Source organism: Sphingomonas parapaucimobilis NBRC 15100 (genome assembly GCF_000787715.1).
GTDB classification, from domain to species: Bacteria; Pseudomonadota; Alphaproteobacteria; order Sphingomonadales; family Sphingomonadaceae; genus Sphingomonas; species Sphingomonas parapaucimobilis.
The window spans coordinates 1-13,305 of sequence record NZ_BBPI01000099.1 but is presented as its reverse complement, the minus strand read 5'-3'; the positions used below and the strand labels follow the sequence as shown (position 1 = coordinate 13,305).

The 13,305-nt window shown below is 61.8% G+C and carries 13 protein-coding genes; 10 read left to right on the top strand and 3 right to left on the bottom strand.

The window, feature by feature from the left end:
- Window positions 1–59 precede the first annotated feature (59 nt).
- Both SP5_RS17265 and mobF read left to right on the top strand, forming a co-directional pair.
- Window positions 60–857 (top strand): hypothetical protein, encoded by a 798-nt coding sequence (locus tag SP5_RS17265; protein ID WP_042491041.1) that lies wholly within the window; start codon window positions 60–62, stop codon window positions 855–857.
- Entirely contained in the window at window positions 854–4,216 is a 3,363-nt protein-coding gene (gene mobF / locus SP5_RS17260) for a MobF family relaxase (protein ID WP_052811624.1), read from the top strand. The genes SP5_RS17265 and mobF overlap by 4 nt, the downstream gene beginning before the upstream one ends.
- 50 nt (window positions 4,217–4,266) lie before the next feature.
- On the opposite strand, the gene SP5_RS19355 is transcribed toward mobF, so the two are convergent.
- On the bottom strand, window positions 4,267–4,440 hold the full coding sequence (locus SP5_RS19355; RefSeq protein WP_157013792.1) for a hypothetical protein: 174 nt from the start codon (window positions 4,438–4,440) through the stop codon (window positions 4,267–4,269).
- Between the two features lie 251 nt (window positions 4,441–4,691).
- Here SP5_RS19355 and SP5_RS17255 point away from each other — a divergent pair, with 251 nt between their 5' ends.
- The 3 genes from SP5_RS17255 to SP5_RS17245 are packed head-to-tail and all read left to right on the top strand — an operon-like array spanning window position 4,692 to window position 7,226.
- The gene (locus tag SP5_RS17255) at window positions 4,692–6,134 is read left to right on the top strand and encodes an SIR2 family protein (RefSeq protein ID WP_042491038.1); all 1,443 of its coding nucleotides are present in this window, start codon (window positions 4,692–4,694) and stop codon (window positions 6,132–6,134) included.
- A 34-nt stretch (window positions 6,135–6,168) separates the two neighbouring features.
- A complete protein-coding gene (locus SP5_RS17250; RefSeq protein WP_042491036.1) occupies window positions 6,169–6,651 on the top strand; it encodes a TIR domain-containing protein in 483 nt (160 codons plus the stop codon).
- 14 nt (window positions 6,652–6,665) lie between these two features.
- Window positions 6,666–7,226: a toll/interleukin-1 receptor domain-containing protein gene (locus SP5_RS17245; protein ID WP_076711807.1), complete on the top strand. Its 561-nt coding sequence runs from the start codon at window positions 6,666–6,668 to the stop codon at window positions 7,224–7,226.
- Window positions 7,227–7,380: 154 nt separating this feature from the next.
- Here SP5_RS17245 and SP5_RS17240 read toward each other — a convergent pair whose 3' ends face one another.
- Window positions 7,381–8,277 (bottom strand): NYN domain-containing protein, encoded by an 897-nt coding sequence (locus SP5_RS17240; RefSeq protein WP_052811621.1) that lies wholly within the window; start codon window positions 8,275–8,277, stop codon window positions 7,381–7,383.
- Between the two features lie 87 nt (window positions 8,278–8,364).
- Between SP5_RS17240 and SP5_RS17235 the strand changes: the two genes are divergently transcribed.
- From SP5_RS17235 to SP5_RS17215, 5 genes are all read left to right on the top strand, one after another.
- Complete coding sequence (locus tag SP5_RS17235) at window positions 8,365–8,553, top strand: ribbon-helix-helix domain-containing protein (protein WP_167334734.1); 189 nt, start codon at window positions 8,365–8,367, stop codon at window positions 8,551–8,553.
- Window positions 8,553–9,722: a DNA cytosine methyltransferase gene (locus SP5_RS17230; RefSeq protein WP_042491033.1), complete on the top strand. Its 1,170-nt coding sequence runs from the start codon at window positions 8,553–8,555 to the stop codon at window positions 9,720–9,722. Before SP5_RS17235 ends, SP5_RS17230 begins: the two co-directional genes overlap by 1 nt.
- A gap of 49 nt (window positions 9,723–9,771) precedes the next feature.
- Window positions 9,772–10,635, top strand: a complete 864-nt coding sequence (locus SP5_RS18890) for a NotI family restriction endonuclease (protein ID WP_167334733.1) — start codon at window positions 9,772–9,774, stop codon at window positions 10,633–10,635.
- Between the two features lie 68 nt (window positions 10,636–10,703).
- Window positions 10,704–11,759: a ParB/RepB/Spo0J family partition protein gene (locus SP5_RS17220; RefSeq protein WP_052811619.1), complete on the top strand. Its 1,056-nt coding sequence runs from the start codon at window positions 10,704–10,706 to the stop codon at window positions 11,757–11,759.
- Window positions 11,759–12,730, top strand: a complete 972-nt coding sequence (locus tag SP5_RS17215) for a hypothetical protein (protein ID WP_042491030.1) — start codon at window positions 11,759–11,761, stop codon at window positions 12,728–12,730. The genes SP5_RS17220 and SP5_RS17215 overlap by 1 nt, the downstream gene beginning before the upstream one ends.
- 7 nt (window positions 12,731–12,737) lie before the next feature.
- Here SP5_RS17215 and SP5_RS17210 read toward each other — a convergent pair whose 3' ends face one another.
- Entirely contained in the window at window positions 12,738–13,304 is a 567-nt protein-coding gene (locus tag SP5_RS17210; RefSeq protein WP_042491027.1) for a recombinase family protein, read from the bottom strand.
- Window position 13,305: the final 1 nt, after the last annotated feature.

Here is a 13,305-nt window from a genome sequence, read left to right as displayed (position 1 = left end):
ATCATGGCACGGGAGTGGTGCCGGCGACCAGTATTACGCCGGACAGGGGCAGGGAATTCATGGGCGGTCAGGTCAATTTGCGGCTCGGGGACGATGACGATGCGGATCTCACCCGTTGCGCGGCCGAGCGCGGCGTCGAGCGCACGACACTCGCCAAATCGTTCGTTCGGGAATGTCTCGATGCGTGGCGGGAGGGGCGGGCCGTATTCGACCGGCCCGAGCAACTGGGCCCCGGTGACGTCGTCGCCTTCGGCACCAGGTTGGACAAGGCGGTCATGGAGATCGACCGCATCGCCCAAAGCTGGGCGGCGCATGAGAGCGACATGCACAGGCTCGAGCGCGAGGACCAGCTGGCGCTGACGCGGGCCCGGACCGAGTTCATCAAGGGCTTGCCGGAGCGCATCACCGCCAGCTTCAATCCGATCAGAGCGGAGATGCGGCTGCTTGCCGAACGGATCGACAGGCAACCTCGTCTGGATGCCATCGACGAACGGCAGCGCGATCACACCGAGGCGTTGCGGGAGAACACCGCCGCCATCAGGAGCCTCGAGCAGCAGCCCCGGACGAAGGTCAGCTACACCGTCTGGGACAGGGACTGGTCGGGTCGCAAGGTCGGTGCGGCGCTGTCGGTCGTCTGGTTACTCTGCGTCGGCAGCTACTTCCTTGCGGCGATGGCGCTGCCGCTATCGTGGGTCGCCGTCCGCTCGGCCAATTTCCTGCTGGGTGGCGGGGATCAGGCGGTCTGCGCGCTGGTGAACTACCGGCTGGCGACCGATAGTTGTCGGACGCAGTTCGCCGGTCGACCGGGCAAGGTTGTGGTGCGGGCGAGGCCCGGCGCCCCGCAGGGCCGACCGTGATCTCGGTTGCTGCAGTCGGTTCGGCCTCCGACGCAGCCGCCTATTACGCCCGGGACAATTACTACACCGCCGATCAGGCAGAAGGTGCCAGTGCCTGGGCAGGCGAGGGAGCGGTCGAGCTGGGCCTGTCCGGTCCGGTCGACACCGACCGGTTCGAACAGGTGCTCGCCGGCGAACTGCCTAACGGCGTTGTACTCGACGCCAAACGGGGTGAGCACCGGGCGGGATGGGACGTCACCATGTCGGTGCCCAAGTCGGTGTCGATCCTGGCGCTGGTGGGCGGTGACACGCGGTTGGTGGTCGCAGTGCACGAAGCGGCTGCGGCGACCCTCGCCTGGACGGAGCGCAACATCGCGGAAGCGCGGGTCTGGAACGGCAGGGGCCAGGTGCCCGAGGTGACCGGCCGGTTCGTCGCCGCAACTTTCCTTCACGACGTGAACCGCAGCGGTGAGCCGCAGCTCCACGTCCACAACGTCATCGCCAACGCGACCCGTACCGCCGACGGCAAGTGGCGGGCGCTGCACGCGGACCAGCTGTACGAGCGCCAGCACGTCATGGACGCGGTGTTCCTGTCTGCGCTCCGCAGCCGGGTCGAGACGCTCGGCTTCGCCACCATTCCCCGACACGACGGCCGCAACGGCGCTTTCGAGATCGCCGGCGTGTCGCGCGCGGTGGTGGAAGCATTCTCCGTCCGCTCGGCCGAGATCGATGCGTACATCAAGGCGCGCGGATTGGAGAACACCCCGCAGACGCGCGAATATGCGGCGCTGGCGACGCGCGACCCCAAGTCGCCCGAACTCGCCCCGGAGCAGCGCGCGGAAGGGTGGCGGCGTTTGGCCGCGGAGAAGGGGCTGGATCCGGCAGCGTTGGTGAAGGTCGCGCTGGTGGAGGCGGGACGGGGGCATGATGTATGGACGCGCACGGTGCGGGGCGTGCGCGGAATAGGGGAGCGCGGTCTTGCCATCGCCGGACGCATGGGACTGACCCCGCGCGATGGCGACCCACTGGTCCCTGAGCGACTGGGGCGACTGGAGCCGCGCGCCTATGCCGCGGCGCAGGCGGTCGCATCGGCGGTGCGCGACTTGGGCGAGCGGGAGGCGGCGTTCGACCGGCTTGAGCTCATCCGCGAAGGCCTGTCGCGCGGCGGACCGGTGACGGTTGCCGATATCGAGGCCCGGCTGGCGCTGCTACAGGCGAAAGGCCTGTTGCTCGGCGACGGCGATCGCATGGTGACGACGCAAGGGTCGGTGCGGCTCGAGCAGGCGTACCTTGCCGCAGTCGAGGCGGGGAAGGGGCAGTCCGCTCCGATCGTTCCGCCGGTTGATGCCGCAATCCGTGCGCAGGAGGCGGCACGCGAGCTGGGGCTGCATCGCCTCAACCCGGGTCAGGAAGCCGCGGCCGTGTTGATGCTGTCCTCGTCCGACCGCGTGGTCAACGTGCAGGGCGGGTCGGGACGCGGCAAGTCCACCGCGATGGCGCCGGTAACGGCGGTAGCGAAGGCCGAGGGCCGGGGGGTGATCGGCCTGGCCATCGCCAGCGTGAAGGCGAGCGAGTTCGGGCGCGACACCGGCGCCGACGTGAGCACGGTCGCCCGCTTCCTGGCGCGTCATGCCCGCGTGATCGACGGCACGGCCCGGCCGGAACAGGTCGCGCGCGTGAAGGCGCAGCTGTCGGGTGCGATCGTCATGGTCGAGGAGGCCGGGCAGCTCGGTACGCGCGACATGGAGCGGATCGTGCGGCTTGCCAACATCACCGGCGTCGCGCGTGTCGTGCAGACCGGCGATACCCGCCAGCTGACGGCGATCGCGGCGGGCAAGCCGTTCGAGGCGAGCCAGAAAGCCGGCGTCGCCACGGCCCATATCACCGAGAATTTGCGTTCCCGGTCCGATCAGATGAAGGCGGTCACCGCCGCGCTCGACCGCGGTGATGTGTCGGGCACGTTCGAGATACTCAGGGCTGCCACGACCGAGGTGCCGGGGAACGCGGTGGCAATGACCGCCGCGGTGCACTGGGTAGCGCTGCCGCAAGAGCAGCGTGACGCCACCCTCCTGCTGACCGCCGGCCGCGCCATGCGCAGCGAGGCCAATCAGGCGGTGCAGGCCGAACTGAAGGCGAGCGGCGAGATTGCTGCCACGGGCACGCCGTTCACCGTGCTCGACCGGGTCAACGCTACCAGGGAAGGCGCGCGGCTGATGCGCGCCTACCGGCCCGGCCATGTGGTCGAGGTCCGCACGAACCTGCCGAGCCAGAACCTGAAGCACGGTGATCGCGGTATCGTGACCGGCGTCGATGGCGATCGGGTGCGGCTCGGCATGGCCGACGGGACCGAGAAGTCGCTCCGCCCCGACCGCTTGGCGAAAAACCTCGATCGCGATGCCGTATCGATCTTCGCATTGAAGCAGGTCGAGCTGCACGTCGGCGACCGTATCCGCTGGAGCGACAACGACCGGACCCGCGGTCTCGATAACGGCGCGATGGCGCGGGTAGAAGAAGTGGGGCGGGGCAGGTTGGTCGTGTCCTCGCTCATCGACGGCACCGTGCACGAGATCGGGTCGGGTGATCGCATGGCCGAACGGCTGGACCTCGCCTACGCGATCAACGTCCATGTCGCGCAGGGGGTCACCACCGAGCACGGCATCGTGGCGATGCGGTCGTCGGAGCGAAAGCTGTTGACCGAACGGTCGTTCCTGGTTGCGCTGACCCGCGTGGCGGACAAGGTGGCGCTGGTGGTCGACGACGGGCGGAAGGTCGAACGGCACATTACCCGCAACACCGGCGACAAGACCTCGGCGCTCGACGTGGTCGAGCGTGGCCAGGCAACCGACGCCATCCGGTTGCCGGATGCGGGCTCCCCGCTCGACCGGGCGCTGGAGCGTTACGCCCAGTTGTTTCTGGCAGCCGAGCGGATGCGCGAGGACGGGCGGGGGCTGTCGTCGTCCCAGGTGCGCGAGCTGGACGCAGCCTCGGCCGCGCTCGACCGGGTCCGGTCCTCTGCGGCCGAGGATCTGCGGATCGTGCTGGACCGCAGCGCCGACCCGGTACGCGGTCTGGAGCAATCTGCTCCCGGCGAGTTGCGGCAGGTCTGGGAGGAGGAGGGGCAAGCGCGCGCCGATCCTCGCGCCTATGCCGACCGGTTCGTGGCCGACTGGCGGTCGGCGTCGGGTGACCGGGGTGCGGGCGAAACGCCGGGGATCGAAGACCGGGCCGAGCGACGCCTGGAGCGGCTCGAGGACCGTATGGCGCGGCAGCCCGCGCTGGAGAAGGCGCTCGACGCCCGCATTCCCGAGCGGCAGCTACGGCTCGATGGCCCCGGCATGGGCGGAGGTGGTCGCGAACGGGATCGGGAAATGGAGATGTGATTCGAGGTGGATAGGTATGTTTCGGGTGTGGCATGCTCACCCGGCTTCGCTCAATCTTCCGCAGCTTCCGCCCTGTCGAGTGCGACGAGGCGCTCATATTCTTCGACCGGCACGATGGCGATCATGGGCGATCCGTCGCGTTCGACCGCGATCGCGCCTTCAGCTGCCAGCGCAAGGCATTCACGGGCCTCGGCGGGTGTGCGGGGAAAGGGGACCGTGCGCATGGCCGTGTCATATCACTCGGCAGGAGCTGCATGCTAGGGCTGTGCTGCGTCAAACACCCAATCAGGCGGTGGTGATGAAGGCAGCTATCTCGAATGACATAGCAGCGGTGAGGCCGGCGAGATCACCGATTGGATCGATACGCATTGCGCGCCGCGGCTGGTCATGGTCGACGGCAGACCGCGCGACTTGAAACGTTTTTCGGAAGAACGTATTGTGAACGAATGATGCTGATAATCTTCGCCGGTGCCGTTTGAGCGATCGCGATGTATTTTTGAGAGAGTACACCTCAGCGCTTGCTGAGGATGGTGCTTCGGTTCTTGTCGGTGCCGGCACTTCCATGGCCGCCGGGTATCCCTCGTGGAAGGGGTTGCTGCAGGAAATTGCTGGTGATCTCGGCCTCGAAATCGAGGACGTCGACGATCTTACGGCAGTTGCTCAATGGGCGATCGGTGCGGATCATTCGAACCGCACGACCGTGCTAAATGCCATACGGGAGCAGATAGAGCCGGATCATGCCATCCCCTCGGCGCTGCTGTCGCTGGCAAGGCTGCCGATCCGCGAGGTGTGGACGACGAATTACGACCGGCTGATCGAGCGTGCGTTCGGCGAGCTTGGGCGGCCGATTGATGTTCGGGCCAACCAGGAGCAGTTGGCACTGCGCAAGCGCCGCGCGGGAGCGGTCCGCATTTACAAGATGCACGGGACCATCGATGCAGTTGATGATCTCGTAATTTCCACCGAGGATTACGAACTGTACCGGCAGCGGCGCGGTGCATTTTTGGGTCTGCTGCACGCTCATTTGACAGGAATGACCTTCCTGTTCGTGGGCATGAGCCTGACGGACCCGAACGTCCGCCACGTGCTTGCCTTGCTGCGTGAGCATTTTCCAACGACCCCGCCCCGACACTTCATGATCGCACGGCGGCCACAACGGGCGGATTTTGGGTCTAATGATGCCCACGCCGCCCGGTTGAAGCGGCATGACTATTGGGTGCGCGACTTGCGACGCTATGGTCTTGTCGTCGTTGAGATCGATGCGTTCGCTGAAATTGATGAATTGATGGATGAACTCGAACGGCGTGTGGCACGTCGTCGGATATGGGTGTCGGGTAGCTGGCCGCTCGATGCCGGTGATACTAGCGCGGGGTTCGTTCACGATGTAGCGCGCGCGATCGGGCGTAGGATCGGATCGACAGATCTTTTCATGCTATCCGGGGCCGGGCTGTTGGTCGGATCAGCCTCGCTGTCAGGGTTCCTCGAAACCATGCAGGGGCGCGGTGAGTGGGACTTTGATCGGCGGTTGGTTGTTCGTCCCTTTCCGCAACCGGTCGGTGACGCTGAGCCGGATCGTCAGCATTGGGCAGAGTTGCGTGGTGAGTTGGCGCGCTTGGCGGGTATCGTGGTTTTCGTGGGCGGTGCGAAGATCGAGTCCGGCGGACTGGTGTCTGCCACCGGTGTGTTCGAAGAGCGCGCCCTCGCCGATGGTAGAGGTGCATTTCTATTGCCTGTTGGAGCCACCGGAGGCGCTGCCTCGGTTATCGCCAATGAGTTGCTGACGTCAGCCCTTCCGTCGGCTGGCAGTAATGCCCGGCGCCCCACGGACGATGAGTTGCGCATATTGTCAGACGCCTCGGCAACGCCAGATCAACTCGCTGATGCGGTTTTGAAAATCATTAAGCGGATCGCACGCTGAAAATCGTTTGTGATGAACATTTTGGAGAACGGCATTGGCGAGGCGGGTATTCTTCAGCTTTCACTTCGCGCGAGATGCATGGCGCGTGTCGCAGGTCCGCAATGCCTGGATGCTCCCGGGAAGTCGTGATTCCAACACTATTGTCGACCATGCGTCGTGGGAAGAAATCATGCGCAAGGGCCCGCAGGCGATCCAGAACTGGATCGATACGCAGATGAACGGCAGTAGCGTGGTAGCGGTACTGATCGGTCGCGATACGCATACGAGGCCGTGGGTGGAGTATGAGATCCGCAAGGCCCACCGCGAGGGACGCGGCATCCTTGGTGTGCACTTAGCTGGCATGAAGGATAGTAACGGCACCGTTGATCCGGCCGGGGCCGATCCGATTGCAAAGCTTGCGCTTACCGATCGGTTCGGGACCAGAGTGACTTACCCTACCTATTCCTGGTTGCAGGGTGACGGCAGAAAGAACTTTTCGTCATGGGTTGAAGCCGCTGCCCAGCGCGCCGGTCGTTAAAGGCGAGATCGATCATGTCCTACGTTACCGAATCTGAGGTCCGGGCTGCCGCTGCTCGTGCGAAAGCAGCTACGTTCAAGTCTGCGGGCATTTTGTTGCGCGAATCGCGTGACACATACCAATCTTCCTTCGATGTATTCCTGTCGCATTCTTTCATGGATCAGGAACTTGTCCTTGGAGCCAAGCAGCTGCTCGAGGAAAAGGGGCTGTCCGTCTATGTCGACTGGATCGACGATCCGCTGCTAGACCGTACCGCCGTAACGCGGGCGACCGCCGAGAAGATCAGAGGGCGGATGCGCCAGTGCCGGACGCTGCTCTATCTGCATTCGGCGAATGCCACCAAGTCCAAGTGGTGTCCGTGGGAATTGGGCTATTTCGATGCCTTCACCCATCCGTCCCGGCGCGTTTTCATTTTCCCCGTCACCGCTGCGGATCGATCATATACGAGCCAGGAATATCTTAATCTCTATGATACGGTCGACATGGCTTCGATCGGCGTAGCTACACGCAGGCGCGATGATATCAGGGTCAAGGGCGCGGATAGTAGCTTCAGAGCGTGGAGCGTTGCCGCCTGATCGATCATCCCTTGAGCTTTTCGGCGACCGCGAACGCGGCATCAGGAGGCGGGTAGAGTCAGCTACTTTCGCCATGGCGCACACGGGTTGCCATTATCGGAGGTAGAAAGGTCTACCTTTCTGCCAAACTAGCAAGCGACCAAGAGCGTGGTACCTAACCCAGATGCTCCTGATCGGGTGGCAGGTGATCCTTGTCACCAGATGATGGTGCAGCGGCTTGCGGGGTGGCAGGCGCCACATGCCTTTCTGCGTCCCAAAGCTGATTATTAAGGAAACGGACGTTCGGCAGCGCCAAGCCGTCAAGAGCCTTTCGGAAAGTGCCTTTACCGAACCAATCACTGGATTTCGCATCAGCCCATTTGTGTTTTGCTTCGTGAGCTAGCGTAGCGAGATTAAGCGGCCCGGTTGCGGCCTTGTATCGCTGGCGAATAAAATGCCCGAAAGCTCGCTCATCCTCCGACATGCCAGTTTCGTTTGCATTCACTTTGGCTGGATCGGGTACGTCGCCACCGGTTTCGGTGAGCAGCGTCTCGAGCGTATCAAGCCCCAGTACGCGTTCCGCAACCGATGTGTAGGCCGCTGCCAGATGCCCCGGCGACAAAATGGTAGTTCGACGGTCTTCCGCCCTTAACCGGTGCAGCAGAGGAGTGAAGTCGGAGTCGCCGGAAAGGAACACGAACTCACCGAAGCGAGTGCGATGGCCCAGCAGGTCGAGCACGTCGATGACCATGCGGATATCAGCTGCGTTTTTGGCGCCCCATGTAAGCGGCGGGCAGTCGATCACCTCAAAACCTGCCCGAACGAAGTTCGTGCGGAAATTAGAGAACCAGAGACGATCGTTTCGCTCCCCAGGTGCGCTGACGTTCCCTCGTGGGTTCATGTAGCAACGCGCGACGAGCCAACGCCGGGGCTCATCGGTATCAAGCGTTCCCAAGCGTGTAAGCCAATCGGCCGGGTCGGATGCGAACCGGATCGCTAAACCTTCATCGATGCCCCACAGCGCGGTGAACACGTTATCGAAATCAACAAAAATGGTGCTTCCGATTTGCATGTGACCATCTCCGTGTATCTAGCTTGCCGATTATCCGAAAACACGATAGCTGCATAGTGCAGCACCATGCCGCATAGTGAGTCGGATATGACCTCGAAAAACAGGCTGACTGTCAACCTTTCAGATGATGAGGCCGATGCGCTGGCGCAAATCGCCGAAAAATCGAAGGTGTCCAAGGCTTGGCTTGGACGCCATGCCATCTGTGCGCTGTTGGAGCGCGCGAAGGAAGATGACGGTCAGATACCGCTGCCCTTGGCAGCAGTAGGGGGACGGTGATGATCGCCGATACCGCGAAAACGGTGATTGACCTCTTCTGTGGTGCAGGGGGGCTTTCCGAAGGGTTCCGACAGGCTGGCTTCCATGTTTTGGCCGGCCAGGATTACGACGACATGGCAGGTCGCACATTCTCGGCGACCCACCACGAGGCGCGTTTTATCGGCGGGCCGATCGAGCAGGTGACGCCGCAACAGTTGCTGGATGCGGCCGGCAAGAAGCGTGGTGAGATCGACGTAATTTGCGGAGGGCCGCCTTGCCAGGGCTATTCCGTCTACAATCACCAGCGCGGCGCGAACGATCCCCGAGCCGGGCTGTTTCGCCAGTACCTGCGCATTGTCGAGGGTATCATGCCGCGCTGGCTCGTCATGGAGAACGTGACGGGCATCACATCGATCGCCGGTGGCGCGATCGTGCGCCAGATTTACGAGGAGATGAACCGTCTCGGCTACCAGGTCGAGATGCGTGTGTTGCGCGCCGAGGATTATGGTGTGCCGCAGGAGCGCCGCCGCGTCGTGTTTATCGCAAATCGGGTCGGAGCGCCCATTCTGTTTCCCGAGCCCACCCACGGCAAGGGCTTGCAGCCGTTCGTCACAGTATGGGATGCGATCTCCGATTTGCCGAAGTTGGAGAATGGTGAGGACCGTGGCCTGCCATCCTTTGGCGGGCGACCAAAGACGGCCTATCAGGCCATGCTGCGCGGGGATTGCCGCCTCGCCTATAATCACTCGGCGACACGGCTGGCGTCCATCAATCTGGAACGGATGCGCCATATTCCCCCCGGCGGCTCGTGGCGCGACATTCCGCACGATCTGCTTCCTGCTGGTATGAAGCTCGCCAAGCGTAGCGATCATACGAAACGCTATGGTCGACCGCGCAAGACTGATCTTGCCTGCACGATCCTGACCAAGTGTGATGTGCATTGGGGCGCCTATATCCATCCGGTTCAGAATCGCTCCTTCACCGTGCGAGAGGCCGCCCGGTTGCAATCGTTCCCCGATTTCTTTGATTTCAAAGGCAGTCGGACCGAGCAGTTCGTGCAAGTTGGCAACGCCGTTCCGCCTTTGCTCGGCAAACGCATTGCAGAAGCGTTGCTCCGCGCCGATACCGTTACGCCAGGCCGTAGCCGGCGAGCGGGCCACGGCGCGGAGGACCTTGCGATTGCCGTGTAACCCTGAGCAGATTGTTGGTGAGGTATTAGGATGGCGAGCGCAGAAGGGTGTGAACCCGGCAGCGCTTGCTTTCGAGTGTCCGTTCATCAAGTCGCGATGCCCCAAACGCAGCACGCAGCTCCCTGATGAGCCCTATCCCGTTTGTAGCCTATGGAAGCGCACCGACGGCGATGCTGACCCGGTGCAGGACCTCATTTTCGTTTGCCCGAAACGGTTCTACGCAGTCGATTTTCTGACTGAGGTGATCGCGCATTGCTGGCCAGGGGCGAAGCCTGTGAACCCCCAGGTTGCACCCGAGGTGAAGATGGCGGGCTTCGGCAATGTCGATTTCGTGATCGCCGATGTCGGTGCCGACAATGAGATCGAGCAATTCCTGTCGGTTGAGTTGCAGGCGATCGACATAACAGGTTCGGTGTTCAAGGCGTATCAGGCGCTGCGCGCGGGTGAGGATCTCGACAAGCGCCCGACCTATGGGTTCAACTGGGACAACGTCTACAAGCGGTATATCACCCAGCTAATTCGTAAGGGCTATTTCCACCATCATTGGAAGACGAAGATCGTCGCGGTCATTCCCGAGCAGGTTTACCAGTACATCCTGGGTCGTGCGGCTTTTATGAAGACTGCCGATGTGAAGAACGATCCGCAGGTCAACATCATCTTCATGACCTATTGCTTGGAGAGCGATCCGACGCGACCTGGTGAGTTCCGGCCCCGTTTGGTGACGGTTGAAGGGACCAGCCATACCAACTTGCAAAATGCGATCCTTTACAAGGATGCGCCGCTCAAGGAAGCATTCACCGACCAAATTAGGAAATCTTTGGTTCGCGCTGTTAATCTAGCTGATCTGATCGACGCGGGTGACATTCCTGAGGGGTTGGAAGAGCATGAGAATGAAGGCCCTTTGAACTCGTAAACGCGAGGGGCTGGGACTGTTAGTTTTGGCGCTGTTCTGCGCTGCGTAGTTAAGGGGCAGTAAGGGTAATGAGTGACACAAGGGATATCAGCCTAGACCAGCTTTTGTTGGACGAGCAAAATCCCCGTCTGCCGACTACGATCGGTCGTCAGCAGACGACAATGATTACCTATATCGCTCGAACGACCTCAATCGCAGAGATCATGACGGCCATAGCCGAGAATGGCTTTTTTCCCGGCGAGCCGCTGATCGTTATACCGGGCGACGGCAATAAGTTCATCGTTGTCGAGGGCAACAGGCGGCTGACAGCGCTGAAATTGTTGCAGCAGCCTGAGCTGTACGCGAAGAGTCGAAAAATTCGCGAGATCGCGGATGAGGCCGAGCATCGACCGACGAGCATACCATGCGTCGTGTTTCCAGATCGGGACGACGTAATAAATTACCTTGGCTATCGACATATCACCGGCGTTAAACAGTGGGAGCCACTCGCAAAAGCACGCTACATAGCCAACTATTTCCAGCATCATACCGATGATGGTGCGAAGCCCTATCCCCGCTATGTTGAAGTGGCGCGCGGGATCGGCAGTCAAGCACCCTATATCAAGCGGCAACTTGACGGTTTGGCGATCTATGAAGCGGCAGAACGTGCAGATTTCTATGCTATTCCCGGCTTGGACGAGGAGAACATATCATTCTCGCTTGTCAGTACCGCGGTCGGCTACGACAGCGTATTGGACTTCGTTGCTTCATGCGGTGATCCATTCGTCGACACAGATTGCCTTCGCAAGAAGAACGTTGAGCATCTCATCCGGTGGATGTTCGAGCAGGACAGTGAGGGCGAAACCCGACTCGGTGACTCTCGAAACATTCAGAAGCTCGCCGTCATCCTCGCCGATCCCGAGGCGACAAAGCGGCTGATTGAGGGAGAGAGCCTCGATCGTGCTTACGGGCGCACGAAGGGCTTGTCTGACGATTTCGCTTCGGTTCTAGCGGCGGCCGAGATGCAGGTGACGAAGGCTGTCGGCATGATCGCCCTTGTCGAACTTGATAATTCGCACATCACGCGCATCGGCAACATATTCAAGCAGGCGAAATCGCTCCGCTCACTCGCGGACGATAACTGATGCCGGATTATGGCGTTATCAACGACCGCTCGCCTCATATCGTCGCTGATCTTTGTGAGATCATCGCGTTATTCGAGAACACCCCTATCTCGCGAGGCGATATCGAGTCCTTTGTCACTGCCAAGGGCGGTGAAGGCCTGTTCCGGGAACTCGATGCCGCCAATGATGCGGAAACGAACGAGCGCATCCAGGCTCTGACGGAGGACGCCTTTCAGCACCTTCGATACCGACAGATCGCGTTTGGGCGCTGGTATCCCTTTGTGGTCGAGCACGACGTAATCGAGCTGAAGGCCGAATATGATGATTATCATCGTGTCTATGCGGCACTGCTAAGTCAGTCGCGTCTCAAGATGTTTGACAGGCCCGATCGGGCTAGGGCCGCAGCGGAGTTTGAGGCGTTGTGCCGGGAGGCGCTGCCCGGACTCTACCCCGCTTGGAACGTCTATCACTTCGGTGCCGGCGGCCTGGATCGCCCTCAGTTCGGCAATAAGCTCAAAGACGCACTGAAGGCGCTGGCGGACAAGACGCGGGATAAGCTCATCCTAGATCATGTTAATGAGTTGTCTGAGCAGAATGTCGGCGACGCTGGCATCGATCTTGTGGCTCTGTACGAATGGAAGGATGCGGCGGCAGCAGTGCCTTCAGTTTTCTGCCAATGCGCGGCCCAACAGGAGGGATGGCCGGAAAAACGCTTCGAGGCGAGTCCGTGGAGCCTGGAACGCTTCTTCAACTTTTTCCATAAGCCCGCCACGGTTCTCTTTATTCCGATCTGCTATCGCGTTCCCACGGGGCGGTGGGTTGGCTCGGATGCCCACCAGAGCATCTTGATCGATCGGCTGCGGTTGACCGAGCTGCTGGATCGCCGACTGGATGGGGGCGACCGGACCATTGCTGACATAGTGGCGGTCATGGCAGCGCCGATCGAACCTGGCGCTTTCCTTGCGGATCAAGCGCAGCAGCAGGCTGCATAACTGACCTCTAGGTCAGCTCAACGCGCTCGCTGGCAGGAAACTGGCGATAGAAGGTCGAGAGGCCGACGCCGAGTACCTTCGCGACACGCGCTGGCTTCTCGCCCACGGCGAGCAGCTTGCGGGCCGTGTCGATCCTGTCGGGCGTCATCACCAGCTTGCGCCCTCCCCCCGTGCTGCCCTTCTCGCGCGCTGCCGCCAGTCCGGCGATCGTCCGCTCCTTCACCAGCTCGCGTTCCATCTCCGCGACCGACGCGAGGATGTGGAACAGTAGCCGGCCTGAGGCGGTGGACGTGTCGAACCCGTCCGTCAGCGATCGAAAGTCGATCCCCCGCTCCGACAGGTCCGCGGCCAGTGCGATCAGGCCCTGGATCGAGCGACCGAGCCGATCGAGCTTCCAGATCACCAGCGTGTCGCCGGCGCGCGCAAAGCCCAGCGCCTCGATCAGCCCCGGCCGGTTGATCTTCGCGCCGCTCGCCTTGTCGGTGAACACCTTCTCGCACCCGGCTTTTGCCAGCGCATCGAGTTGCAACGTCAAATCCTGATCGGCCGTCGAAACACGCGCATAGCCGATCAGC

Bases quoted from the DNA above. Each gene is read 5' to 3' on its own strand.
- SP5_RS17265 (WP_042491041.1), top strand. From the start codon at position 60: ATGGGCGGTCAGGTCAATTTGCGGCTCGGGGACGATGACGATGCGGAT.
- SP5_RS17235 (WP_167334734.1), top strand. From the start codon at position 8,365: ATGACCTCGAAAAACAGGCTGACTGTCAACCTTTCAGATGATGAGGCC.
- SP5_RS19355 (WP_157013792.1), bottom strand. From the start codon at position 4,440: ATGCGCACGGTCCCCTTTCCCCGCACACCCGCCGAGGCCCGTGAATGC.
- SP5_RS17230 (WP_042491033.1), top strand. From the start codon at position 8,553: ATGATCGCCGATACCGCGAAAACGGTGATTGACCTCTTCTGTGGTGCA.
- SP5_RS17215 (WP_042491030.1), top strand. From the start codon at position 11,759: ATGCCGGATTATGGCGTTATCAACGACCGCTCGCCTCATATCGTCGCT.
- SP5_RS17240 (WP_052811621.1), bottom strand. From the start codon at position 8,277: ATGCAAATCGGAAGCACCATTTTTGTTGATTTCGATAACGTGTTCACC.
- SP5_RS17245 (WP_076711807.1), top strand. From the start codon at position 6,666: ATGTCCTACGTTACCGAATCTGAGGTCCGGGCTGCCGCTGCTCGTGCG.
- SP5_RS17220 (WP_052811619.1), top strand. From the start codon at position 10,704: ATGAGTGACACAAGGGATATCAGCCTAGACCAGCTTTTGTTGGACGAG.